Source organism: Agrobacterium sp. 22-226-1 (assembly GCF_053522345.1).
In genome coordinates this window covers 603220-627031 of the sequence record NZ_JBNWCP010000001.1, presented here as the reverse complement: position 1 = coordinate 627031, position 23812 = coordinate 603220, and the positions used below count along the sequence as shown (strand labels likewise).

Genomic DNA, 23812 nt, shown 5'->3' with positions numbered 1-23812 from the left:
TTCGGTTTCGGCATGACGAAAACTCCAGATGACAAAATCCAGAGTTCTATGAATCACATATCAGAGCTTAATTGAATCCTGAATGTCGATTGGACCTAGGGCTCGTAACGGTAGAAATGCATTTTCGTATCGCCGAAGATGCGGCTTTCGAGCGGTTTGAAAACCGGATCGACCTTGACCGTCACATCGCCGCGCTCTTCGAGAATGGCGAGCGCGCCGGGGTTCAGCCAGCCGCCGCCATGGGCGGCCGCGAAAGCCTTCTCCCCATGGCCGTAGCCATAGGGCGGATCGGCGAAGAGAAGATCGAAGGGCTCGATATTGTTGACGCCGCCGAGCTTGGTGGCGTCACGCCGCAGAATGCGGGCGCGGCCATGCAGACCCAGCGCATCGATATTCTCCCAGAGCAGCCCCCTGCCCTCCACGCCGTTTTCGACGAAGAGCGCCACGCGACAGCCGCGCGAAAGCGCCTCCAGACCGACCGCACCGGTTCCGGCAAAAACATCCAGAACGCGCGTGCCATCCAGACTTTCCGGATAGGCATGGCTCAGAATATTGAAGAGGCTTTCCCGCGTCCTGTCGATGGTCGGACGAATGGAATTCGATTTCGGCGCGGCCAGACTCCGGCCGCGGAACTCACCGCCTACGATCCGCATTACGTGTCATTCCCCTGCCTCCAGAAGGTTTGCCACCCGGGCCTTTGCCGCCCGGCTTGCCGCCGCCGGGACCACCGGGGCCTTTGCTCTTGCCTGAGAAACCCGAACGTTCACCACGCTCGCCCGATTTTCCGAAAGATGGCTTGCCGAATCCGGGTTTACCGGCCGGCTTGCCGCCACGGGGCTTGTCTCCCGCCGGGCGCTCGCCGCGCGGGCGGTCACCGTCTTCACGGGGCCGGTCGCGGAACGGACGGTCACCGAAAGGTTTTTCGCCACGTGGGCGGTCGCCGCGCGGGCGGTCACCCTCTTCGCGCGGCTTGTCACGGAACGGCCGGTCGCCGAAAGGTTTGCCGCCGCGTGCCGGGCGGTCGCCGAAGCTCTTTTCACCGCGCGGACGGTCGCCACGCGGGCGGTCCCCATCTTCACGCGGCTTGTCGCGGAATGGCCGGTCGCCGAACGGCTTTCCGCCGCGTCCACCGCGATCACCGAAGCTCTTTTCGCCACGCGGACGGTCGCCACGTCCGCGACCACCTTCTTCTTCGCGGGGGGAATCCGAACGGATCCACTCGCCCTCGGCATCCGCATGCCGCACGACATTGCGCCGCGCTTCGTCCTGGGCGGAAGGCTTCTTGAAGAGGTTTTCGGCTTCCGCGCGGGCGGAAGACTTGCGCTCCTTGCCGTCGCGGGTGGGCCTTGCACCGGGCGCCATCCAGACATTGGCCGTGCGGCTGGTGCCGGCGGCCTGGCGTGGGCGGCGGTCTTCGCCTTCATCCTCGCTGCGGCCCTTGGCGCCAAATTTCCCGGCGGGCTTGGAGCCGAACTTGCCGGCCGGCTTGTCGCCGCGCTTGGTGTCGAGACGGCCGAGCGCCTTTTCACGACGGTCCTCGGACTTGCCGCTCTTTTCGAAGCGCGGCTTGCCTTCCGGCGCATCGCTTTTCGCCCATTCGGATTTTACGGGCCGCTTCGGCGCGTCGTCTTCTTCATCCTCAACGGGCGCATTGTAGATCGGCGCGTCGAAATTGGCGCCGGCCTGTTCGATCAGACGCGGGCCGAGCTGGTCGCGCAGCATACGGCCGCGCACTTCCAGCACCTTGCCTTCAGCGAGATCGCCGAGCTGGAACGGACCGTAGGAAACGCGGATCAGGCGGTTGACCTCGAGACCGAGCGCGCCGAGCACGTTCTTGATCTCGCGGTTCTTGCCTTCACGCAGGCCCATGCTGATCCAGACATTGTGGCCCTGGGTGCGGTCAAGCGTGGCGTCGATTGCGCCGTAGAGCACGCCGTCGACGGCAATGCCTTCCTTCAGCTTGTCGAGTGTGGCCTGATCGACCTCGCCATGGGCGCGCACGCGGTAGCGGCGCAGCCAGCCGGTGGTCGGCAGTTCCAGCACGCGGGAAAGTCCGCCATCGTTGGTGAGCAGCAGCAGGCCTTCGGTATTGATATCGAGACGGCCGATGGACAGGACGCGCGGCAGTTCACCCGGCAGATTGTCGAAAACGGTCGGGCGGCCTTCCGGGTCGGAGTTGGTCGTCACCAGACCAGCGGGCTTGTGGTAAAGCCACAGGCGCGTGCGCTCGGCGCCGCGAATCGGCATGCCGTCGACTTCGATCTTGTCGGAGAGCGTGGCGTTCACCACCGGCGTATCCAGCTTGACGCCGTTCAGCGACACGCGGCCTTCCATGATCATGCGCTCGACATCGCGGCGCGAGGCCACACCGGCGCGCGCCATGATCTTGGAAATGCGCTCGGGCTTGGAAGCGCCAACGGTTTCCGGCACCGGGGCGGCCTTTGCCTCGGTCGGTTTCTTTTCGCGCTCTGCGGCGGGCTTGCCGGGGCCTTTCGGCTTCCTGTCGCGGCTAAATGTCTTGCCGCCGTCACGCTTCGGCTTGTCTTTAAAAGTCATTTGCTGTTTGCCTGTTGTTTGGGCTGTCCTATCAGGTCCAAGCACAAGGGTTAAGAGGAAATTGAAACGCAATGGCCGAAAGGACGCATTTCATGGAGCTGGCGCTTTCGGAAGCCCGTGCCGCGGCTAAGCGGCAGGAGGTTCCGATCGGCGCGGTACTGGTTATGGACGGCCGCGTCATCGCCCGTTCCGGCAATCGCACCCGTGAATTGAACGATGTGACGGCTCACGCCGAAATCGCCGTGATCCGCATGGCCTGCGAAGCGCTGGAGCAGGAACGCCTGCCCGGCGCCGATCTCTACGTTACACTGGAGCCCTGCACCATGTGCGCGGCGGCGATTTCATTCGCGCGTATCCGCCGGCTCTATTACGGCGCGCGAGACCCGAAGGGCGGCGCAGTGGAGAGTGGCGTGCGTTTCTTCAGCCAGCCGACATGCCACCATGCGCCGGATGTCTATTCGGGACTGGCGGAAAGCGAAAGTGCGGAAATCCTGCGGCAATTTTTTCGCGAGAAACGCCTCGACGATTGAGCGACCGGCGGGAGGCGCAAGCTTTCCCGCAGGCCATCAGCCATTCGTTATTACTGGAAGGGGTTCCACCAGCTCTTGCCGGTATTTGCCACGGCCGCTTCTTTCTTGCGGCGCTTTTCCTTCTTCTGCTCCGGTTCGCCGAGATCGGTCAGCTGATCCTGCGGAACGCTGCGATATTCAGCCGGCGGATCGGTGAGGAACTTGCGCTGGGCGTTGACGACGGAGCCGCCCTGGGCTTCGGCCTTGGCCTTGCGGAAAGCTTCCCATTTCTGGGTTTCGGTCATCTGGCCGGCGGTGCCGTTGCCTGCGAGCAGCGGCGAGCGATAATGCGGGTTGTTCTTGTTGGCATCCGCCTCTTCGCGCAGGCGTTCGCGGGTTTCTTCCGGCGATTCGACCCATTGCGGATTGTTCTCGCGGCTTGCCATGTTCTGCTGCGGCGTGGCCAACTGTTCGGCACGGGCCTGAGCAGGAACGACGAGGCCCGGGCGGGGGCTGTATTTCAGGTTGCGCTTTTCCTGGTCATTGCCGGTGATCGAGGTCGCGTTGCCAAGATCGTCGACAAGCTGTTCCGCCGCCGTCTTGCCCGTGCCGTAGGTCGGGCTCGTGCACGCGCCAAGCAACACGCCTATCGTCGTGATGCCAACAACCGTGCGAAACATGCCCAAACCCTGCGCATTACCCTGCATCGTCTTCATTGAAACCCTTCCAGCCGTCCGTCCCACTTCGCCAGACATCGTCTTTCGGCAGGCGGCAGCCCGCATTGCCGTGCAAATCCGGCCATTTTCAGGCAGGTGTACCGGATGAAGAGGCAAAGCGCAATTCATCCGGTCATTTTCATCGCGCATCGGCCCGAAACCCGGAATCGGGTTTCGACAGGAACGATGCGCAGCTTCGGATCATCCGAGGGCTGCAAGCTCTCGCAGGGCGGCCGCATCGCGGGCGGAAACCTCCGGATAGGCCGGATCGGAGCCAACATCGGTGGTGATGCGCCAGGAACGGGCGCATTTTGTGCCTTCCGCCAGCTTCTGCTCGACCACGACCTTTGCCACTTCCGGCAGGCGGAAGCCATCGGCCGGGCCTTCATCGCCCACCACCGAGATGGCCGAGGTGATGCAGATTTCGGCGAAATCCTGCCCCTTCAGCGCCGCCAGAAGATCGGCGTCGGCAATGTGGACGACCGGAGCTGCTTCCAGCGAAGAGCCGATACGCTTTTCACGGCGTTCCACTTCCAGCGCGCCGGTGACGACCGTGCGGACCTTGCGGATCTTTTCCCACTTCGCTTCCAGCGCATCGTTCTTCCACTCGGCCGGGATTTCCGGGAACTGGACGAGATGCACCGATTCCGCATCCGGATAACGCGAAAGCCAGGCCTCTTCCGTCGTGAAGGGCAGCATGGGCGCCAACCAAGAGACGAGGCAATCAAACAGTTTGGCGATGACCGACAGGGCCGCCCGGCGCTTCAGCGACGACGGCGCGTCGCAATAGAGCGTGTCCTTGCGGATATCGAAATAGAAGGCCGAAAGCTCGACATTGGCGAAATCCACCAGCGCGCGGGCGATCTTCTTGAACTCGAAGCCGTCATAACCTTCGCGCACGACCTTATCCAGATCGGACAGACGGTGCAGCACCAGCTTTTCCAGCTCCGGCAGATCGGCATAGGCGATCTCCTCGCCCTCATAATGGGCGAGCGTGCCAAGCATCCAGCGGATGGTGTTGCGCAGCTTGCGATAGGCATCGACATTGGTCTGGATGATGGCCTTGCCGAGGCGCTGATCTTCCCAGTAATCCGTCGTCATGACCCACAGGCGCAGGATATCGGCGCCGGCGTCCTTCATGACTTCCTGCGGCGAGACGACGTTGCCCTTGGACTTGGACATCTTCTCGCCCTTCTCATCCATGGTGAAACCATGGGTGACAACGGCATTATAGGGCGCGCGGCCGCGCGTCGCGCAGCTTTCGAGCAGCGATGAGTGGAACCAGCCGCGATGCTGGTCGGAACCTTCCAGATAGACATCCGCCGGCCACTTCATGTCCGGGCGGTCCTCCAGCGTGAAGGTGTGGGTGCAGCCGCTGTCAAACCAGACGTCGAGAATGTCCATGACCTGCTGCCACCGGGCATGGTCGTGGTCATTGCCGAGGAAACGTTCCTTGGCGCCTTCGGCGAACCAGGCGTCAGCACCTTCGGCCTCGAAGGCCTCGAGGATGCGGGCGTTGACGGCCTCATCGATCAGGACTTCACCCTTCTCATCGGCGAAGACGGCGATCGGCACGCCCCAGCTGCGCTGGCGCGACAGGACCCAGTCGGGCCGGCCTTCGATCATGGCGCGCAGGCGGTTCTGGCCGGAAGCCGGAACGAAGCGGGTGTCGTCGATAGCGCTCAGCGAACGCGAGCGCAGCGTGGTGCCGTCGCCCAGTTCCTTGTCCATATAGACGAACCATTGCGGCGTGTTGCGGAAGATGACCGGCTTCTTGGAGCGCCAGCTATGCGGATAGCTGTGCTTCAGACGGCCACGGGCAAACAGGTTGTTTTCCGCGATCAGCGCCTTGATGACGCGGTCATTGGCATCGCCCTTCTTGCCGTTATCGTCCATGACGCGGGCAGCGCCGCCTTCGGCGGACGGGCCGAAACCGGGGGCGTCTTCGGTGTAGAAACCGTCATCGCCAACCGGGAACGGGATGGCCGACGAAACGCCGCGCGCTTCCAGCTCACGCTGATGTGCGGTCCAGACGTCAAAGTCCTCGCGGCCGTGGCTCGGCGCGGTGTGCACGAAACCCGTACCGGCATCGTCGGTGACGTGATCGCCTTCGAGCAGCGGAACCGGGAAATCGTAGCCAAGCGACGCCAAAGGATGGGCGCAGGTGATGGCGGCAAGTTCTTCGGTTTTCACGTCGCGAACGAGCTTGAAGGTCAGCTTTGCCTTGGCTGCGGCCTCATCGGCGAGCTTCTTGGCGAAGATCAGCTTTTCGCCCGGCTGCGGACCGAAATCGTTCTGCGCGCTTTCCACTTCGTAGAGGCCATATTCGACCCGCGAAGAGAACGCGATGGCGCGGTTGCCGGGGATGGTCCACGGCGTGGTGGTCCAGATGACCACTGACGCGCCCCGCAACTCATCGAGATGCCGGCGGGTTTTATCGAGAGCCTCCTGGACAGCATAATCGACGATATCAGCTTTCTCATCTTCGTATTCGGGGCGAAGACCCAAATCGAATGATAGAGAGTTGATGGTCTGCTCGTCATATTCGAGTTTTGCCACCGGGAACTTCACCCAGATCATGTCGCTCTCGACATCGGCATATTCGACTTCGGCTTCCGCCAGCGCCGTGCGCTCGACCACCGACCACATGATGGGCTTCGAGCCGCGATAAAGCTGGCCGGTGCGGGCGATCTTCAGGAGTTCGCCGGCGATGCGGGCTTCGGCGTGGAAGTTCATCGTCGTATAGGGGTTTTCAAAGTCGCCCTCGATGCCGAGGCGCTTGAACTCTTCCGACTGAACCTTGATCCAGCCGGCGGCGAAGTCACGGCATTCCTTGCGGAATTCGTTGACCGGAACCTCGTCCTTGTTCTTGCCCCTGGCGCGATAGGCTTCCTCGATCTTCCATTCGATCGGCAGGCCGTGGCAATCCCAGCCCGGAACGTAATTGGCGTCGTAACCGCGCATCTGGAACGAGCGGGTGATGACGTCCTTCAGGATCTTGTTCAGCGCATGGCCGATGTGGATATTGCCGTTGGCGTAGGGCGGGCCGTCATGCAGCACGAATTTTTCGCGGCCGGCGGCGGAGGCGCGCAGGCGTTTGTAGAGGCCCATTTCCTGCCAGCGTTTCACCGTTTCCGGTTCCTTCTGCGGCAGGCCGGCGCGCATCGGAAAATCCGTCTGCGGCAGATAGAGGGTGGCGGAGTAATCCAGTTTTTCTGCGGTGTCGCTCATAATCGTACCGTTGTTGCGCGCCGTGTCGGTCGCGCCGTCTCAATTTCAAAGAGGGCAAATACGGAAAGCGCCATGACCAAAGTCATGACAAGCGCCAAAATCCCGGACCTTCCGGCTCGTCAGAGCGGGCGGAAGGCCGGGCCAATAATTCGGCCAATCTGAGTTTTGAACATCAACCGGTATTGGAACATGGCCGGTTGTTTATGCGGTTTTCCGGCAAAAAGGAAGAGAAAAGCGACGGCAATATCGGCCGGAACAGGGGCTGACCGGCCTTACCCGGTCAGAACGCGATCCTGGCGTCCAGTTCGCTGAGCGGACGCACGCCCGATAACATCGCCCTCGCCTCTTCTTCATCGCGCCTGATCTGGGCGACGAGCGGATCGAGACCGTCGAATTTCAGCTCGTCGCGCAGGTGCCCGAAGAAGGAGACCGAACAGACCTCGCCATAAAGATCGCCGGAAAAATCGAAGACGAATGTTTCGAGCAGCGCCGCCCCGTTTTCAGTGACGGTCGGGCGGTAACCGAAGCTTGCCACCCCATCGCGGATCGAACCGTCCGGGCGGCGGAACCGCACGGCATAGATGCCCGCTTTCAGTTCCGTTTCCGGTGCCAGCGCCATGTTGGCGGTGGGATAACCCAGCGTGCGGCCGAGCTTCTGGCCGCCGATGACTTCGCTTTCCACCGTGAAGCGATAACCGAGCAGGCCTGCGGCACCCGCCACATCGCCTTCGCACAGAAGCGAGCGAATCCGGCTGGAGGAGACGACATCCGCGCCCTCGTCGCGGAAGGCATCCACCAGCGTCACGTCGAAGCCATGGCGTTTGCCGGCCTCCATCAGAAATGCCGGGCCGCCTTCGCGGCCCTTGCCGAAATGGAAATCGAAGCCGGTGACGACAGCGCTGGCATGAAGCCAGTCGACCAGAATGGACTGGACGAATTCCTCCGCCGAGCGCTGCGAAAATTCCCGGTCGAAGGGATATTCGATGACGGAGCGGAAACCGATTGCCTCAAGGATGCGCGCCTTCAATGGCGCGGGCGTGAGGCGAAAGACCGGCGTATCGGGACGGAAGACGGAACGGGGATGCGGCTCGAAGGTCAGCACCAGCGCGGGAACGCCACGGGCTTCCGCCAGCTCCAGGGCACGATCCAGCACAGCCCGGTGGCCACGATGCACGCCGTCGAAATTGCCGATGGCGATGACGCCGCCGCGAAGAGCTTCCGGCAGCGGCTCCTTTTTTTCATTGCGGTGAAAGACGGTCATGGCAATCGATCCATTCCTGCGCCAGCTATTCCTCAGGCAAGATGTCCTCAGGCGAGACGGGGCATCCACCAGCCGGGAGCAGCACCCTGCCCCTTGAGATAGGCGTTGAGAAGCGCCTCGTCCGTCTGGCCGTTCAGCGTATATTCGGCGGCGTGAATGCCGCCGCTGATATAAAGAAGGTTGAGACCACTCGCAATCGCGCCCTTCACATCCGTCGGCATGCCGTCCCCGATGGCGAGCACGCGATCCTTGGCGAAGGCGCCGCGCACTTCTTTGGCCGCCGCAAGGCAGGCCTCATAGATCGGCGCATGCGGCTTGCCGGCAATGCGGACCTCGCCGCGGAGCTGTTCGTAGTAAGCGGCCATGGCGCCGGCGCAGGGAATGATGCGCTCGCCGCGCTCCACCACCAGATCGGGATTGGCGCAGATCATCGGCACGTTGCGGGCAATGAAGCCCTTGAGCATTTCGGTATAATCCTCAGGCGTTTCCGTCTCGTCGTCGAAAAAGCCGGTGCAGACCACGGACTGCGCTTCCGCCTCGCCGACGCGCTCGACATCGAGACCGTCCAGCAGCGGCAGATCCCGCTCCGGGCCGAGCAGGAAGACTTTTTTCGGACCTTCCGCGATCAGGCCGCGGGTGACGTCACCGGAGGTGATGATACGGTCATAGGCTTCATCCGGCACGCCGAGAACGCGAAGCTGGGCGATGACGCCGGGAGCGGGACGCGGCGAATTGGTGATGAGCACCACCGTCTTGCCGGCCTTGCGCGCTTCCCGCAGGGCAACCGCCGCATCCGGAAAGGCGCTGACACCATTGTGCAGCACGCCCCAGACATCCGAAAGAATAACGTCGAACCCAGCCGTGATTTCGCCGAGGGTGAGAATGCGATGGGCCATGAGATGCTTTCCGGATGCGAGAAGAGGGTGAGCGTCACATCGCAAAGCGGGACGCCGATGGCAAGGAAAAAAGCGCCGCCAGACCGGTCTTTGGCCCGCCTGACGCAGCATGAACACAAATGCCCATTAGATGCGATGCGGCCGGAACGCACGAAAAGAATGTCGTCGTGGCGCCCGTCCGCGCATGGGAAATTTCTGTCATGGAACGCTGATAACCATAAGCCATGAAATTTTTCAGACAGGGCGTTCTTGACTCCGGCAGAAGCCCTCCTTATCTCGGTTCCGCTGGCACTCGATAAAGGAGAGTGCTAACACCCATCAGGCGAGTTCCAAAAGCTCGCGCAGTCATTTGATCGAGGGATTAGACAATGACAAGCACCAATTTCCGCCCGCTTCACGATCGCGTCGTCGTTCGTCGCGTTGAGTCCGAAGAAAAGACCAAGGGCGGCATCATCATTCCCGATACCGCCAAGGAAAAGCCGCAGGAAGGCGAAATCGTCGCCGTCGGTTCCGGCGCACGTGACGAGGCCGGCAAGGTCGTCGCTCTCGACGTCAAGGTTGGCGATCGCGTTCTGTTCGGCAAGTGGTCGGGCACCGAAGTCAAGCTCAACGGCGAAGACCTTCTGATCATGAAGGAAGCCGACATCATGGGCATCATCGGCTGATTTCAGCCGACCCATCGTTTCCTTAAATTTCAAGCCGGACCCGGTCCGGTCATTCGAAACCAGGAGTTTTGAAAATGGCAGCCAAAGAAGTAAAATTCGGCCGCACAGCACGCGAAAAGATGCTCAAGGGCGTCGACGTTCTTGCTGATGCAGTAAAGGTCACCCTCGGCCCGAAGGGTCGTAACGTCGTTATCGACAAGTCCTTCGGCGCTCCGCGCATCACCAAGGACGGCGTTTCCGTCGCCAAGGAAATCGAACTGGAAGACAAGTTCGAGAACATGGGCGCACAGCTCGTTCGCGAAGTTGCCTCCAAGACCAACGACATCGCCGGTGACGGCACCACCACCGCGACCGTTCTGGCCCAGGCCATCGTTCGCGAAGGTTCCAAGGCAGTTGCTGCCGGCATGAACCCGATGGACCTGAAGCGCGGTATCGATCTGGCCGTTGCTGAAGTCGTCAAGGACCTTCAGGCCAAGGCCAAGAAGATCAACACGTCTGAAGAAGTTGCGCAGGTCGGCACGATCTCCGCAAACGGCGAGCGTCAGATCGGTCTCGACATTGCTGAAGCAATGCAGAAGGTCGGCAACGAAGGCGTCATCACCGTTGAAGAAGCCAAGACCGCCGAAACCGAACTCGAAGTCGTCGAAGGCATGCAGTTCGACCGCGGCTACCTGTCGCCCTACTTCGTGACCAACCCGGAAAAGATGGTTGCGGACCTCGAAGACGCATACATCCTCCTGCACGAAAAGAAGCTCTCGAACCTTCAGGCCATGCTGCCGGTTCTCGAAGCCGTCGTTCAGACCGGCAAGCCGCTCGTCATCATCGCTGAAGACGTCGAAGGCGAAGCTCTTGCAACGCTCGTCGTCAACAAGCTGCGTGGCGGCCTCAAGATCGCTGCCGTCAAGGCTCCTGGCTTCGGCGACCGCCGCAAGGCCATGCTGGAAGACATCGCCATCCTGACCGGTGGTACCGTCATTTCCGAAGACCTCGGCATCAAGCTCGAAAACGTTACCCTCGACATGCTCGGCAAGTCGAAGAAGGTTTCGATCTCCAAGGAAAACACCACGATCGTTGACGGCGCCGGCCAGAAGTCCGACATCGAAGGCCGTGTTGCCCAGATCAAGGCCCAGATCGAAGAAACCACCTCCGACTACGACCGCGAAAAGCTGCAGGAACGTCTTGCCAAGCTCGCTGGCGGCGTTGCCGTTATCCGCGTCGGCGGTTCGACGGAAGTCGAAGTGAAGGAAAAGAAGGACCGCATCGACGACGCTCTCAACGCGACGCGCGCTGCCGTTCAGGAAGGCATCGTACCGGGCGGCGGCGTTGCCCTGCTGCGTTCGTCCACGAAGATCACCGCAAAGGGTGAAAACGACGACCAGGAAGCCGGTATCAACATCATCCGCCGCGCCCTGCAGGCTCTGGTTCGCCAGATCGCAGACAACGCAGGTGACGAAGCTTCCATCGTTGTCGGCAAGATCCTCGAGAAGAACGAAGACAACTACGGCTACAACGCCCAGACCGGCGAATATGGCGACCTGATCCAGCTCGGCATCGTCGACCCGGTCAAGGTTGTTCGTACGGCTCTGCAGAACGCAGCTTCGGTTGCTTCTCTGCTGATCACCACCGAAGCCATGATCGCCGAGCTTCCGAAGAAGGAAGCTGCAATGCCGGCAATGCCGGGCGGCGGCATGGGCGGCATGGACTTCTAATCAGTCCTGTCACCGGAATTAAGAAAGGGCGGTCTTCGGACCGCCCTTTTTCTTTGTCGTGCCTGTGTGATTGACGGAAGGCGGCACATCTTATCGGCGTCATCCTTGGGACAGGCCCATTGCTGTCCGATTTAAATTTCTCGAAGAAGTCATGTGTCATTGGTTCTATTATTTTCGGGTATGCCGTGCCAAACCGGACACCAAAGAAGAATAGCGTTGTCAGATGGGAAGACAGGCTAGCCAATCACGCCGACGTCATCCTAGGGCCTGTCCCGAGGATCTGCAACCGATTGATTTTATTCGACGTGATTAGATCCTCGGCACAGGGCCGAGGATGACGTCAGCGTTCTCGCGAGAGATGCTTCATGAAAATCAACAGGTTGCACAATTCTGAAGGCCGAAAGCGGAACGGTTCGTGTATTGTCCCGTTTTGGAACAGGCGTGATTTTATCCGGCTATTTTTTGCAGCCCTATGCAATAATAGGGCACATTCAAGAGCGAATCACCACCCCATACGGGGCCGATTTCCACTCGGACCGGCTTATAAGCGCGCTATTTAGTTGTGCTTTTTCGCATATCTCGCGATATTGAAGAAGAAATACATAATATTTTTGATTTTCTCACTGGCTGGTTGTTGTAGGTAGGGGAAAATAAACTATAAGTCACCCCCCGTAAGGGTTCCGCGACGGGGCGGCCAGCATCGAAGGGGTTTCGATGCCTGGCAAATACGTTCGACTGCGGGTGGCGGTAAAGGTTCAACCTGGCAGTGGCGCTTGAAGTGGCGGCGCTGGCACGTGTTCATGCGGGGGCGCGATTTGTTTGAAATATCAAGACGCAACGATGCTCTGCCTGCGGCGGTAACAACCACGCCCGATCCCCGGACCCTGTCGCATTTCTTCATGTCGGAGGAGTGGAGCAGCGATCTTTCCAGTGGCGTCATCCGGCTCGGCGAACACGCATCGTTCATGCACGGCCTGCCGCCGGGCGAGTGCGGATTGCTCAGCCTTGTCCGCTGTTACGACCGCGCTGACCACGCCCGCGTTCTGGAACTTTTCGAGCAGGTTTCCACCGCACCCTCACGCTTCTGTTTTTCAACCGGCCTCTCCATCTTGCCGGCGATGCGGCAGCCGGTCATCTGCATGGGTGAATCTTCCGGCTTCGAAGACGGCCAGCAAGGGCGCATATCAGGGCTTTTCCTGTTTCCGCGCTTTGAGGATATTCGCTTCGCCGCCTGAACATAGCCGGACAGACGCTCAGTACCGTTCACAAAATGAAGACGATTTGTCTTCTATTGTTCATCTTTATGGGCGGATGATTTTCGGTCATTGATATCTCCAGACATTGCAGTTCAACCGGCGACACGCCGACTATTTACCGGAGATTTCCATGTCCAGCAGCCAGAACGTTCTCGTTCTCATCGCCCGTATTCTGCTTTCCTTCATCTTCATCACGTCGGGCTTCAGCAAGCTCGTCGATCCGGCCGGCACGGCCGGCATGATCACGGGCGCCGGCCTGCCCGCCGCAACCGCCCTTGCCTATATCGCAGGCCTGTTCGAACTCGTTGCCGGTCTTGCCATTCTCGCTGGTTTCCAGACCAAAATCGCCGCCTGGGCGCTTGCCGTCTTCTGCGTCTTCACCGGTCTGGTGTTCCACAGCGGCACCGTTGCCGTACCCGGCTGGCCTGAGCCGGCTCTTGGCTGGATCAACACGCTGAACGGCATCATGATGGTGAAGAACATCACCCTTGCCGGCGCTTACATCCTGCTTGCCGCCTTCGGCCCCGGCGCCTACTCCGTCGACGCCAAGCGCGGCGCGGCTGTGGCCCACGCATAAGCCAAATGGATCGACCAATAAAAAGCCGCCGGATCGCTCCGGCGGCTTTTTTTTACGTCGTCAGACCGCAGCCCTGATGCGCGAGGCGATCTCCTGAACCGCCGCATCGCCTTCGTGTTCCGGCTTGCGAGCGCGGACGAAACAAGCTTCCGAACGGACGATGATGCCGTCGGAGAGGATTTTCAGGTGGTTGGCCTTCAGCGTCGAGCCGGTCGAGGTGATATCGACGATGATATCCGCCTGCCCTGCGGCCGGTGCACCTTCGGTCGCGCCAAGGCTTTCGACGATGCGATAAAGCTGAATGCCGTGCTGGCGCGAAAAGAACTGCTGCGTCAGCCGCCAATATTTGGTGGCGATGGCGAGCCTGCGGCCATGACGGGCGCGGAATTCCGAAGCGACATCGCCGAGATCGGCCATGCTGTCCACATCCAGCCAGATTTCCGGCACGGCGACAACGACGTCCGCATGGCCGAAACCGAGGCGGGCGCAGAATTCCACCTGCGCATCGGCATTGGTCAGTCCCTCGCGCACGAGGTCCTCACCCGTGACGCCGAAATCTACGGTGCCGGCGCCGATCTCGCGGGCGATCTCGGAGGCCGAGAGATAGGCGATCTCGATATCGTCGCGCCCTTCGATGCGGCCGCGATAGGAACGGTCATTGCCGACAGCCGCCACTTTCAGCCCGGCGCGTTCCAGAACGGCGGAGGCGTCTTCCTTCATCCGGCCCTTGGAGGGCAGTGCGATGGTGATCATGGCTTGTCGCTCCCGCGCACCGCTTCGATGCGATCCAGCCAGAGCGAAAAGCCCACGGCCGGGATTTTTTCCTGTGCGCCGAGCAGGGTCAGCAGCCGGTCGAAACGGCCGCCACCGGCCAGCACACTGTCTCCGCCAGCTTCCACCACCTCGAATACGAGGCCGGTGTAATAATCGAGCGGACGACCGAAGGCCGCGCCATAGGTGACGGTTTCGAGATCGACACCGGCATTGGCAAGCGCTGCGACGCGTTTATCGAAAGCGGAAAGCGCGCCATCCAGTTTCAGCTTCGCCTTTGCGGCAAAATCCGCCAGAACCTGCGAGGCCTGCGGCAGAGGCGCCTTCAGGGCCAGGAACTGCTTGAGCAGAGCAAAACTCTCATCCGGCAGGCGCGTGGCGGCAAGCGCCAGCTTCTCCCGCAGGCGGCGGGCGATTTCCTGCGGCGCACGGCTGGCATTGGTGGAATAGCCGGTTTCCTGCATCACCGTATCGAGATAATCGACCAGCACCGCCTCGTCGCCCGTCGCCAGCAGGCCGGCGACCCGGGCATCGAGGCCGGTCATCGGCTTGGGATGCATGAGACTTTCCAGCAACGCTTCCAGCTGCGCCATATCGCCGAATGCCTGCACCAGCCGCTTCTGCCAGCCGAGCGGCAGGCCAAGGGCAGCAACAACCGCTTCGAAAACCTGCTGGTCGCCGAGCGTGACGGCAAGCGCCCGGCCCGGCAGCAGGCGCTGCAGAATGCCGGTGGCATCAATGACGGCACGGGCATCGGCGGCGGCGATATCGGTATCGCCGAGATCTTCGATGCCGGCCTGATAAAACTCGTTGGCGCCTTCCCGGCGCTGGCGGAAAACTTCACCGAGATAGGAATAACGCTTCGGCGTGCCGGTCGCCGTTTCGATATGGCGCAGGCAGACCGGGATGGTGAATTCGGGGCGCAGGCACAGGCTCTCACCCGTTTCGCTCTCCGTCATGAAGATACGGCGGCGCAAATCCTCGCCGGCCATATCCAGAAAAGGTTCGGCGGGCTGGATGACCGGCGTGTTCACACGGCTCGTGCGGCGCGCGGCGAATTCTTCCAGTAGCTCTCCGGAAAATTCCGGCATGTCGATCAGGGGCATGGAACGGTACTTTTCGTCACGGTTCGAGCGGCTGCATCATTTCGATGCGGTTTCCGAAGGGATCATGGACATAAAACCGGTGATACCCTTCAAGCGGCTCATCCTCAACCACATGGCGGCCTGCTGTTTCAAGTGTTTTTCGCAAGGTTGCCATATCATCGACCAGAAAGGCCGGATGGGATTTCTTCGCCGGGCGGAAATCCTGCTCGACGCCGAGATGCAGTTTTATCGAACCCCGGCTGAACCAGCACCCGCCGCGTGCGGCCAGATTGGCGGGCTTTGCCTGCTCGGCAAAACCGAGCAGGCCGCCATAAAAAGCGCGCGCCTCATCCTCACGGCCCGCCGGCATCGCCAGTTGAACATGGTCGAGCGCGAGGATCGCCATGGCCTTAACGCCCTTCGGCGGCGCGGCGAACGTCCTCTGCCTGATGCTCCAGAATCTCGCGGACCTTCGCCACCAGATCGGCTTCCGGCACGCTGACCTGCGCCACGCGCGCCTCCCGCCAGCTGGCATTGTCCTCGATATCGCCGGACAGGCGCTTGCCCTCGATCAGATCCTTTATCTGCACCACGCCTTCGGCACGCTCGTCACCGCCCTGGATGATGGCGATGGGGGAGCCGAGGCGGTCGGCATATTTCAGCTGGTTGCCGAATTTCTTCCAGTTGCCCTGGTACATTTCAGCACGGATGCCCTCGGAGCGCAGCGCCTGCGTGAAGCGCTGGTAACGGCCCATGCTCTCCACATCGCCATCCATGACGGTGATCAGAACAGGGGCGAGCGGCTTGACCTGACCGAGCTTGCCGAGGTTCTTCAACGCCGTCATCAGGCGCGAAACGCCGATGGAGAAGCCCGTGGCCGGAACCGGCTGGCCCATGAAGCGCGAAACGAGGCCATCATAACGGCCGCCGCCGCCGACGGAGCCGAACACAACCTTTTCGCCCTTTTCATTGGTGACGTCGAAGCTCAGCTCGGCCTCATAGACGGGGCCGGTATAATATTCGAGGCCGCGAACGACCGAGGGGTCGATCTTGATGCGCGTCGCATCGTAACCGGCACTGGTGACCAGAGCGCCGATGATGTTCAGCTCCTCAACGCCTTCCTCGCCTTTCGAGGTGCCCGCGACCAGTTTCGCCAGATCATCGGCGCTTGCCGCATAATCCTTGATACCGACGAAAAACAGCACCTTTTCAATCTGTTCCTCGCCAAGACCAGCGCCCTTGGTGAAATCGCCGGATTCATCCTTGCGGCCGGGGCCGAGCAGCAGCTTCACACCTTCGGGACCGAACTTATCGAGCTTGTCGATGGCGCGCAGAACGTTGAGGCGACGACCGGCATTTTCCTCGCCGCCGAGGCCGATGGCTTCCATGACGCCATCGAGCACCTTGCGGTTGTTGACGCGGATGACATAGTCGCCGCGCTGAATTCCGAGCGCTTCCAGCGTATCGGCCATCATCATGCACATTTCGGCATCGGCCTGCACGCCGGCGGCGCCCACCGTATCGGCATCGAACTGCATGAACTGCCGGAAGCGGCCGGGGCCGGGCTTTTCATTGCGGAACACGTAACCGGCGCGGTAGGTGCGGTACGGCAGCTGGATTTCATTGAAATTTTCCGCGACATGGCGGGCGAGCGGCGCGGTCAGATCGTAGCGCAGGCTCATCCACTGGTCGTCATCGTCCTGCAGTGAAAACACGCCTTCGTTCGGGCGGTCGCTATCGGGCAGGAATTTGCCGAGCGCATCGGTATATTCGAACAGCGGGGTTTCCACCGGATCGAAACCGTAAAGCTCGTAGACCCTGCGGATCTTCTCGATCATCTCATTGGTGGCATGAATATCGGCAACCGAGCGATCCACGAAGCCACGCGGCAGGCGGGCTTTCAGTTTCTGAGGCTTTTTTGCTTTTTCGCTCATGGGGCCGATCCGATATTTTCCTGAAATCAAGCCGGTGTATTAGAGGATGAAGCCCGGTGCGGCAAGCCGCAAAGGCTCCGGTTTTACTGGCCGCTGCGGCCAAGCGGTGCTATATGGGATACATGTATCCCAATTCGGATCGGGAAGGACGCGACCAATGAGCAAACAGACGGCCATACGCCTGCCTGATGAGACCTATGAGAGGCTGAAAGCATTGTCCGAGCGCACCGGCCGCACATCCGCCTATTACATCCGCGAGGCGATCGAGAAACATATCGAGGATATGGAAGATCTCTATCTTGCGGAGGAGGCGACGCGGCAGCGCATCGCCAACAAGGAGCACACCTATACTCTGGAAGAAGTGATGCGAGATCTTGACCTGGAGAATTGAATTCCAGCGGACTGCCGTCAAACAGCTGGGCAAGTTGACGAAGAGCGACGCCAATCGCATCGTTTCCTTTCTGGCAGACCGGATTGCCGAAGATGACAATGCACGCAGAACCGGCGCCGCCCTGCAAGGCTCCGAACTCGGAAATTTCTGGCGCTACCGGGTGGGCGATTACCGCATCATCTGCGATATACAGGATCACAAGCTCGTCGTGCTGGTGGTCGAAATCGGCCATCGCCGTGAAATCTACCGTTAGGCATTCATGATCCTCGAAGCCCTGCAATATGCCGCCACACGCGCGGTCACGCCGAAAGAATTCCGGCCGCATATCCGCTACTCCGTCAACCTCTGGGCGCGCGCCAACCGCTGCGCCAAAGCCTGGGCGGAGCATGAAAACAACAGCCGGCAATTCGTGCTGCAATCGGCCAGAAAGCTGAAGCAGCGGCGAACGGCGGTCGTGCTGGGCTCGGGCCTGTTGCGCGATGTGCCCTATGATGCGCTGGTGGCGATGTTCGATACCGTCGTGCTGGTCGATCTGGTGCATCTTGCCAGCGTGCAGGCGAAGCTGCGCCTCAATGCCAAAAAGAATGTCCGCATCGCCAATCGCGATCTTTCCGGTTTTGACGATGTTCTAGCCGGTCGGCCGGCGGAACCGCTCGATTTCCTGCGGCGGGTGCCCTATCTCGATCTCGTGGTATCGGCCAATCTCCTGTCACAGATCGGCACCGGCGCACGCCACCGGCTGGAGCGGGAAAAGATCGCAGATGCCCCGGACGACCTTCTGCCTAAGCTCATTCACACCCATCTGGAAGCGCTGGCCGGCCTGCCCTGCAAGGCCTGCCTGATAACGGACACCTCCTTCGACGTCATCGGCAAAGACGGCAACCTGCACCAGCATGAAGACCTGCTGCATGGCATCGCTCCTCCTGCCCCCGCCGCCGCATGGGAATGGCCGCTTGCCCCGTTTGGCGAGGAAAGCAGGGATTACCGCATCGTGCATCACGTCATCGCGCGTGAACTGACCTGATCGTCATGCTTATTCCATAATTCCAGCGGTAAATTCACGCCATGTCCGAGGTGGCCCGCACATTGATGTTCCTTGCCTGCCTGCTATACGGCGCAATGCCGGCGCAGATGGCGATGAGCATGCCGATGGCCACGGGCATGGCAGCTTCCTCACAATCGCCGATCAAACGTGACGATGCCCATTCGCATCGAGCCGCGGATCGGGACCAAGGGTCTCGGGCGCATGCGGAGAATGGGGCTCATGGAGGGGGCACGGGCGGTTGCTGCCCGCATGGTGACGATGCCGCACATCCCGGTTCCTGCGCCACCTGCCTGATCGTGGTTCCGCGAACGATCTTCGCCGATAGCGGCCGGGTGACCTTTGACTATCCCAAGCCGCAGCGCGGCATCGTCTTTCACGGCAAGGCTTCCGCGCCGCCGCTACCGCCTCCCCGCGCCTGAACCCAGATTTTTTCAGACCCATCTTCGAAAAATCCGTTAGACACAGGAAGGATAATCCATGTCTATCAAGACCATCACGCTCGCCGCCGCTCTCGCAAGCCTCTTCGCCTTGCCGCTTTTCGCACAGGAAGCGGGCGGCCATGCCGGACATGACATGTCAAAAGGCACTATGAGCGACAGCGCTTCCACCAAGGCCTTCATGGAAGCCAGCAAGAAAATGCATGGCGATATGGCCATCGATTATAGCGGCGATGCGGATGTCGATTTCGTGCGCGGCATGATCCCACACCATCAGGGCGCAATCGATATGGCCAAGGTCCAGCTTGAATACGGCAAGGACCCGGAAATCCGCAAGCTGGCCGAAGAGGTCATCAAGGCGCAGGAAGGCGAGATCGCCATGATGAAGGCCTGGCTGAAGTCCAAGGGCAAGTGACGACCGCTATTGTCAAACAGGGAGCGCCGGCTGGCGCTCCCTCCCCACAAGGTTACAACCCCGCGAGACCGGCCTTGTAGTCCTCCGAGGCCGCACGGCTGAGGCGCTCCAGCTCCATGGCCGCCCGGCTGGTATGACGCTCCTTATGGCGCAGCAAAGCGAAATTTCGGGCGGGAAGATCGATGCCGGCTCGGACAAGCAGCCCCTGCCGCAGAAACAGCGAGGCGACGGAGGCGGAAACTGCCGTGGCCGCACCGCCGGAGCGTGCCGCCATCACCACCGCCTCGTTGGACGGCAGTTCGAGCATGACGGAAAGCTCGCCGGGGTCCACCCCCATTTGCCGCACCGCCGCCTCGAAGGCGGAGCGGGTGCCGGAACCCTGTTCGCGCAGAACCCATGAGGTGCCGTACAGCATATCGAGCGCGGTGAGATAACGGCCATCCGCGAAAGGGTGGGCCGAACCGGTGACCACCAGCAGCTTGTCGGACACGACGGGCTGCACCATCAAAGCCGGCTCATCGATCCTGCCTTCGATGAAACCGACCTCTGCCAGACCGTCGAGTACGGCCTGGGTCACTGTTTTCGTATTGCCGATATCGAGCCGCACGGTCACGCCCGGATAAAGTTTTTTGAACTGCATCAGGATCGGCGGCAGCCAGTAGCTTGCAATCGTCTGGCTGGCGCAGACGGTAATTTCGCCGCGCGTCAGCCCGCCCATTTCGGAGAGAATCAATTCCGCATTGCGCACACGCGCCAGCGTCGCTTTTGCTTCGCCCAGAAACGCCCGGCCGCTTTCGGTCAGTTCGATGTTGCGGCCGACGCGATGGAACAGCTCGACACTATAAAAGGCCTCGAGATTCTTGATGGCGGAGCTGACGGCGGAGGCGGTCAGACCGATGGCTTCGGCGGCCCTTGTGAGGTGCTCGCGTTCGGCAACGGCGATGAAGATGCGGAGCTGTTCGAAGGTCATGGCTTTTCATTCGATTTTATCGAATAATATATGCCATATTATTTGATAGAATAAAACAGGCCGCTGCGGCATTGTCTGGCTATGGCACAACATCGCACCCTCGCTCACCCCTTTCAGTTTTCGCTTCGCTGGCTTACCCCGCTTCTGCCGGGAATTCTCATCTGCGCGGCGGTCAGCTGCGCCGCCATTCTGGCGGAGCGCTTTCAGGTGCGGCTTGCAGGCCACGCATGGCTCGGCGATCTCGTGCTCGCCATTCTGATCGGCACACTGCTGCGTTCGCTGGTTTCGCTGCCCGCCGTCGCCTCAGCCGGCATCAAATTCAGTGCCAAGACCCTGCTCGAAATCGCGGTGGCGCTTCTCGGCGCATCCTTGAGCCTCTCCATCCTCAAAGGTGCCGGCGGTTTGCTGATCGGCGGCATTGCGCTTATCGTCGCGCTGTCGCTGATCGTCAGCTATGCCGCCGGGCGGATGCTCGGTCTGCCGCCCAAGCTTGCAACGCTGATTGCCTGCGGCAATTCCATCTGCGGCAACTCCGCCATTGCCGCCGCCGCGCCCGCCATCGGCGCCAAGCCGGAAGATGTCGCCGCCTCGATTGCCTTCACCGCCGTTCTCGGTGTCGTCGCCGTGCTGCTGATGCCGTTTCTGCCACAGCTTCTGGGTCTCGACGCCACCCAATATGGCATTTTCGCCGGGCTGACGGTCTATGCCGTGCCGCAGGTTCTGGCTGCCACAGCCCCGCTCGGCGCAATCGCCGTGCAGACCGGCACCATCGTCAAGCTCATCCGCGTGCTGATGCTGGGACCTGTGATCGCCGCCCTCTCCGTCATCCATGGCCAGTCCGGCGCGGAACGCCTGAGATTACAGCAGATGGTTCCATGGTTCATCATCGCCTTCGTGCTGATGATCATGGCCCGGTCCTTCGGCCTCATTCCCGAGGCTCTGATCGGCCCTGTCGCCTCGCTCTCCAACATCCTCACCATCATGTCGATGGCGGCGCTGGGCCTTTCGGTCGATATTCGCAGCCTTCGCCATGCCGGCGGCAAGGTGATCGTCGCCGCCAGCCTGTCGCTCGTGCTGCTTGGTGTTCTGAGTTTCGGCCTGATCGTGCTGACCCAGGCGGCCTAAGCAAAGGCGGGCTGTTATTTCCCGGTGCTGACCGTCAGCGTGTAATGCGCGCCGAGACCGCGGCGCGGCGAGCCCAGGATGAGCGTCGGGCGGATCAGCCACTCCGTATCCGCCTTCGGCGTCAGCGTTGCGACCTTGCCTTCGGAATCGCTGAAGAAGATCGCATCCTCATCCGGCGTCGAAAAATCGAAGACCGCCATCAGCACGAATTCGCTGGAGGCGGCAAGCTCGATCTTCACTGTCTGCCCGGCCTTCACCTTCAGGCGATAGACATCGCCGCGCCCGCGCCGCGTCCAGCCGTCAAGCTTCAGCGGCCCGGCCGGCGGCAGCGCCACCTGCTTCAGCCTTTCGCCGTCATCGAGCCAGATACCATCGACATTGCGGCCTTCCGCGAAGGAGGCATGCGGCATGGCGGTGACAGTCATGGTGAGAGCCAGAAGAAGGGAGGTTACCTTCATGGACGTACAAACTCCCGCCGCATGGCCTCTATCGGCTGGCGGCAATGACAGCCTTCGATATGGTCGTTAACCATACCCATGGCCTGCATGAATGCATAGACGGTCGTCGGGCCGACGAAACTCCAGCCCCGCTTCTTCAGGTCCTTCGAAAGGCGAATGGAGGCGTCGCTGGTGGGATTGGCCCTTAACGTCGCATAGTCCAGCCTTTGCGGCCTTTCTGCGGTGGCCGGTTCGAAACCCCAGAAATAACGGGCGAGCGAACCGAATTCATCGCGCAACTCCATGGCGCGGCGAGCATTATTGATGGTCGAAACGATCTTGCCGCGATGGCGGATGATGCCCTTGTCGGCAAGGCAACGCTCGATATCGGCCTCACCGAATTCCGCCACTTTTTCGAATTCGAAATTGGCGAAGGCAAGACGGAACGCCTCGCGCTTGCGCAGAACCGTCAGCCAGGAAAGGCCGGACTGGAAACCTTCCAGACAGATCTTCTCGAAAAGGCGGCGATCGTCGGTGACGGGATAACCCCATTCCTCGTCGTGATAACGACTGTAATCCGCAAGCCCCTGCTGCCAGAAACACCGCACAAGGCCATCCGCGCCCGTTTCAAGTCCCGCTTCATTCATTCCGCAACCACCCTTTTCCGCTCCCGCCCGTGACCGGTTCAGACCGCGCACTTACCACTCATTCACCACGTTTCAAAACCGGGTGCTAACCTTAAATCCAGCTTTCCCTAATCAAGCGCTTTTTAATGAACAGCCATTTACGATTCGCTGGCGTCGAGGTGCGAACGTGTCCGGCAAAGCGGGCGAACAGTCCCGCAAATCCATAGTTGCGACATCCCGCAGAGAGAGTCCACCCGATGACGATGAAGTCCGTTTTTCTGGCGCTGAGCCTCGTTTCCACCTTTGCCGCCCCGGCCGCCATGGCCAATGAGCGTTATCGCGAGCGCCCGCCCGTCGTCGTCAGCCCGGATCTTTCGGCCCCCTGGGTCACCCAGCTCGGCGGTCGCGGCAATGTCCGCCCCGTGGTTTATCCGCGCGCGCCTGCCGCACGCCAGCCGTTCTTCCAGCAGCGCCAGGCCGCCATGCCGCAGCGCCCCAGCTCCGGCGTCACATCGCAGCGCCCGGCACGGGTGCAGAATGCCGCCGTCCGCCCCAACGCGCCGGTGCGCACCCAGATCGCGCCGCAATTCCTGCCGCAGATCGTCACCTACCCGACCAATGAAAAACCCGGCACCATCGTCATCGATACGCCGAACCGTTTCCTTTATCTCGTGCTCGCCGATGGCAAGGCCCGGCGGTACGGCGTCGGCGTCGGCAAGCCCGGTTTCGAATGGGCCGGCACCCACAAGGTAACCCGCAAGGCGGAATGGCCGAGCTGGACCCCGCCGAAGGAAATGATCAGCCGCGAGGCGACGAAGGGACACTATCTGCCGGCCTTCATGGAAGGCGGCCCGGCCAACCCGATGGGCGCGCGCGCCATGTATCTCGGCTCCACGCTTTATCGCATCCACGGCACCAACCAGCCGTGGACGATCGGCAGCAACAATTCCTCCGGCTGCATCCGCATGCGCAACGAGGATGTCACCGATCTTTACGAGCGCGTCAACGTCGGAACCAAGGTCATAGTGATATGATGGCAACGGTTCAGCCATTCCGGCCGCTTCAGGGCCGGTGTGGCGGCGTATCCGCTTGAATTGCCGCCTTGCGGCGGTACAATCCGGCTCACTTCACTGGAATGAAACTTGGCGGGGGACGCCAGGAGCCGGACCTCTCTCAGGGGGATGATGGAACGGCCTTAAA

Annotated in this window: 25 protein-coding genes; 12 read left to right on the top strand and 13 right to left on the bottom strand. The window is 61.1% G+C overall.

Features of this window, described 5'->3' with window-relative positions; genetic code table 11:
* Positions 1–95: 95 nt before the first annotated feature.
* Both rsmD and ACQZ5K_RS03035 read right to left on the bottom strand, forming a co-directional pair.
* Positions 96–653 carry a 16S rRNA (guanine(966)-N(2))-methyltransferase RsmD gene (gene rsmD, locus ACQZ5K_RS03040; RefSeq protein WP_035259743.1) on the bottom strand — a complete coding sequence of 186 codons (558 nt, stop codon included), beginning with the start codon at positions 651–653 and terminating at the stop codon, positions 96–98.
* Complete coding sequence (locus tag ACQZ5K_RS03035) at positions 634–2556, bottom strand: pseudouridine synthase (protein ID WP_448739605.1); 1923 nt, start codon at positions 2554–2556, stop codon at positions 634–636. The genes rsmD and ACQZ5K_RS03035 overlap by 20 nt, the downstream gene beginning before the upstream one ends.
* A 71-nt stretch (positions 2557–2627) precedes the next feature.
* Between ACQZ5K_RS03035 and ACQZ5K_RS03030 the strand changes: the two genes are divergently transcribed.
* Positions 2628–3086: a nucleoside deaminase gene (locus tag ACQZ5K_RS03030; RefSeq protein WP_059760756.1), complete on the top strand. Its 459-nt coding sequence runs from the start codon at positions 2628–2630 to the stop codon at positions 3084–3086.
* A gap of 50 nt (positions 3087–3136) precedes the next feature.
* On the opposite strand, the gene ACQZ5K_RS03025 is transcribed toward ACQZ5K_RS03030, so the two are convergent.
* The 4 genes from ACQZ5K_RS03025 to ACQZ5K_RS03010 form a co-directional block, all read right to left on the bottom strand.
* On the bottom strand, positions 3137–3781 hold the full coding sequence (locus tag ACQZ5K_RS03025) for a hypothetical protein (RefSeq protein ID WP_003522941.1): 645 nt from the start codon (positions 3779–3781) through the stop codon (positions 3137–3139).
* Positions 3782–3982: 201 nt separating this feature from the next.
* Positions 3983–7012, bottom strand: a complete 3030-nt coding sequence (gene ileS / locus ACQZ5K_RS03020; RefSeq protein WP_448739604.1) for an isoleucine--tRNA ligase — start codon at positions 7010–7012, stop codon at positions 3983–3985.
* A 280-nt stretch (positions 7013–7292) separates the two neighbouring features.
* The gene (locus ACQZ5K_RS03015) at positions 7293–8273 is read right to left on the bottom strand and encodes a bifunctional riboflavin kinase/FAD synthetase (protein WP_080852603.1); all 981 of its coding nucleotides are present in this window, start codon (positions 8271–8273) and stop codon (positions 7293–7295) included.
* Between the two features lie 47 nt (positions 8274–8320).
* A complete protein-coding gene (locus tag ACQZ5K_RS03010) occupies positions 8321–9169 on the bottom strand; it encodes a TIGR01459 family HAD-type hydrolase (RefSeq protein ID WP_448739603.1) in 849 nt (282 codons plus the stop codon).
* 368 nt (positions 9170–9537) lie between these two features.
* Between ACQZ5K_RS03010 and groES the strand changes: the two genes are divergently transcribed.
* The 4 genes from groES to ACQZ5K_RS02990 all read left to right on the top strand — a co-directional run bounded on the left by groES (position 9538) and on the right by ACQZ5K_RS02990 (position 13376).
* Positions 9538–9834, top strand: coding sequence for a co-chaperone GroES (groES, locus tag ACQZ5K_RS03005; RefSeq protein WP_004440196.1), 297 nt, complete (start codon positions 9538–9540; stop codon positions 9832–9834).
* A gap of 74 nt (positions 9835–9908) precedes the next feature.
* Positions 9909–11543, top strand: coding sequence for a chaperonin GroEL (gene groL / locus ACQZ5K_RS03000; RefSeq protein ID WP_003522947.1), 1635 nt, complete (start codon positions 9909–9911; stop codon positions 11541–11543).
* Between the two features lie 800 nt (positions 11544–12343).
* Positions 12344–12778, top strand: coding sequence for a hypothetical protein (locus tag ACQZ5K_RS02995; RefSeq protein ID WP_035236127.1), 435 nt, complete (start codon positions 12344–12346; stop codon positions 12776–12778).
* A gap of 151 nt (positions 12779–12929) precedes the next feature.
* Positions 12930–13376, top strand: a complete 447-nt coding sequence (locus tag ACQZ5K_RS02990) for a DoxX family protein (protein ID WP_003519535.1) — start codon at positions 12930–12932, stop codon at positions 13374–13376.
* Positions 13377–13436: 60 nt separating this feature from the next.
* Here ACQZ5K_RS02990 and hisG read toward each other — a convergent pair whose 3' ends face one another.
* The 4 genes from hisG to hisS are packed head-to-tail and all read right to left on the bottom strand — an operon-like array spanning position 13437 to position 17166.
* Positions 13437–14129: an ATP phosphoribosyltransferase gene (gene hisG, locus ACQZ5K_RS02985; protein WP_020812640.1), complete on the bottom strand. Its 693-nt coding sequence runs from the start codon at positions 14127–14129 to the stop codon at positions 13437–13439.
* The gene (locus tag ACQZ5K_RS02980) at positions 14126–15253 is read right to left on the bottom strand and encodes an ATP phosphoribosyltransferase regulatory subunit (protein WP_448739602.1); all 1128 of its coding nucleotides are present in this window, start codon (positions 15251–15253) and stop codon (positions 14126–14128) included. The genes hisG and ACQZ5K_RS02980 overlap by 4 nt, the downstream gene beginning before the upstream one ends.
* Before the next feature lie 16 nt (positions 15254–15269).
* On the bottom strand, positions 15270–15638 hold the full coding sequence (locus ACQZ5K_RS02975; RefSeq protein WP_448739601.1) for a VOC family protein: 369 nt from the start codon (positions 15636–15638) through the stop codon (positions 15270–15272).
* 4 nt (positions 15639–15642) lie between these two features.
* A complete protein-coding gene (gene hisS / locus ACQZ5K_RS02970; protein WP_448739600.1) occupies positions 15643–17166 on the bottom strand; it encodes a histidine--tRNA ligase in 1524 nt (507 codons plus the stop codon).
* Positions 17167–17323: 157 nt separating this feature from the next.
* On the opposite strand from hisS, the gene relB reads away from it, so the two are divergent.
* The 5 genes from relB to copM are packed head-to-tail and all read left to right on the top strand — an operon-like array spanning position 17324 to position 19454.
* Positions 17324–17557 (top strand): type II toxin-antitoxin system RelB family antitoxin, encoded by a 234-nt coding sequence (gene relB, locus ACQZ5K_RS02965; protein ID WP_065654373.1) that lies wholly within the window; start codon positions 17324–17326, stop codon positions 17555–17557.
* Positions 17541–17810 (top strand): type II toxin-antitoxin system RelE family toxin, encoded by a 270-nt coding sequence (locus tag ACQZ5K_RS02960; RefSeq protein ID WP_448739599.1) that lies wholly within the window; start codon positions 17541–17543, stop codon positions 17808–17810. The genes relB and ACQZ5K_RS02960 overlap by 17 nt, the downstream gene beginning before the upstream one ends.
* Before the next feature lie 6 nt (positions 17811–17816).
* A complete protein-coding gene (locus ACQZ5K_RS02955) occupies positions 17817–18581 on the top strand; it encodes a hypothetical protein (RefSeq protein WP_448739598.1) in 765 nt (254 codons plus the stop codon).
* A 41-nt stretch (positions 18582–18622) separates the two neighbouring features.
* A complete protein-coding gene (locus ACQZ5K_RS02950; RefSeq protein WP_448739597.1) occupies positions 18623–19021 on the top strand; it encodes a hypothetical protein in 399 nt (132 codons plus the stop codon).
* 58 nt (positions 19022–19079) lie between these two features.
* Entirely contained in the window at positions 19080–19454 is a 375-nt protein-coding gene (gene copM, locus ACQZ5K_RS02945) for a CopM family metallochaperone (RefSeq protein ID WP_448739596.1), read from the top strand.
* A 52-nt stretch (positions 19455–19506) separates the two neighbouring features.
* On the opposite strand, the gene ACQZ5K_RS02940 is transcribed toward copM, so the two are convergent.
* Entirely contained in the window at positions 19507–20424 is a 918-nt protein-coding gene (locus ACQZ5K_RS02940; RefSeq protein WP_448739595.1) for a LysR substrate-binding domain-containing protein, read from the bottom strand.
* Between the two features lie 81 nt (positions 20425–20505).
* Here ACQZ5K_RS02940 and ACQZ5K_RS02935 point away from each other — a divergent pair, with 81 nt between their 5' ends.
* Positions 20506–21549, top strand: coding sequence for a YeiH family protein (locus ACQZ5K_RS02935; RefSeq protein WP_448739594.1), 1044 nt, complete (start codon positions 20506–20508; stop codon positions 21547–21549).
* A gap of 14 nt (positions 21550–21563) precedes the next feature.
* Here the strand turns inward: ACQZ5K_RS02935 and ACQZ5K_RS02930 are convergent, their stop codons facing one another.
* Positions 21564–22007, bottom strand: coding sequence for a hypothetical protein (locus ACQZ5K_RS02930; RefSeq protein WP_448739593.1), 444 nt, complete (start codon positions 22005–22007; stop codon positions 21564–21566).
* Positions 22004–22633: a DNA-3-methyladenine glycosylase I gene (locus tag ACQZ5K_RS02925; RefSeq protein WP_448739592.1), complete on the bottom strand. Its 630-nt coding sequence runs from the start codon at positions 22631–22633 to the stop codon at positions 22004–22006. The genes ACQZ5K_RS02930 and ACQZ5K_RS02925 overlap by 4 nt, the downstream gene beginning before the upstream one ends.
* 236 nt (positions 22634–22869) lie before the next feature.
* On the opposite strand from ACQZ5K_RS02925, the gene ACQZ5K_RS02920 reads away from it, so the two are divergent.
* A complete protein-coding gene (locus ACQZ5K_RS02920) occupies positions 22870–23646 on the top strand; it encodes a L,D-transpeptidase (RefSeq protein ID WP_448739591.1) in 777 nt (258 codons plus the stop codon).
* The last annotated feature ends 166 nt before the right edge of the window (positions 23647–23812 follow it).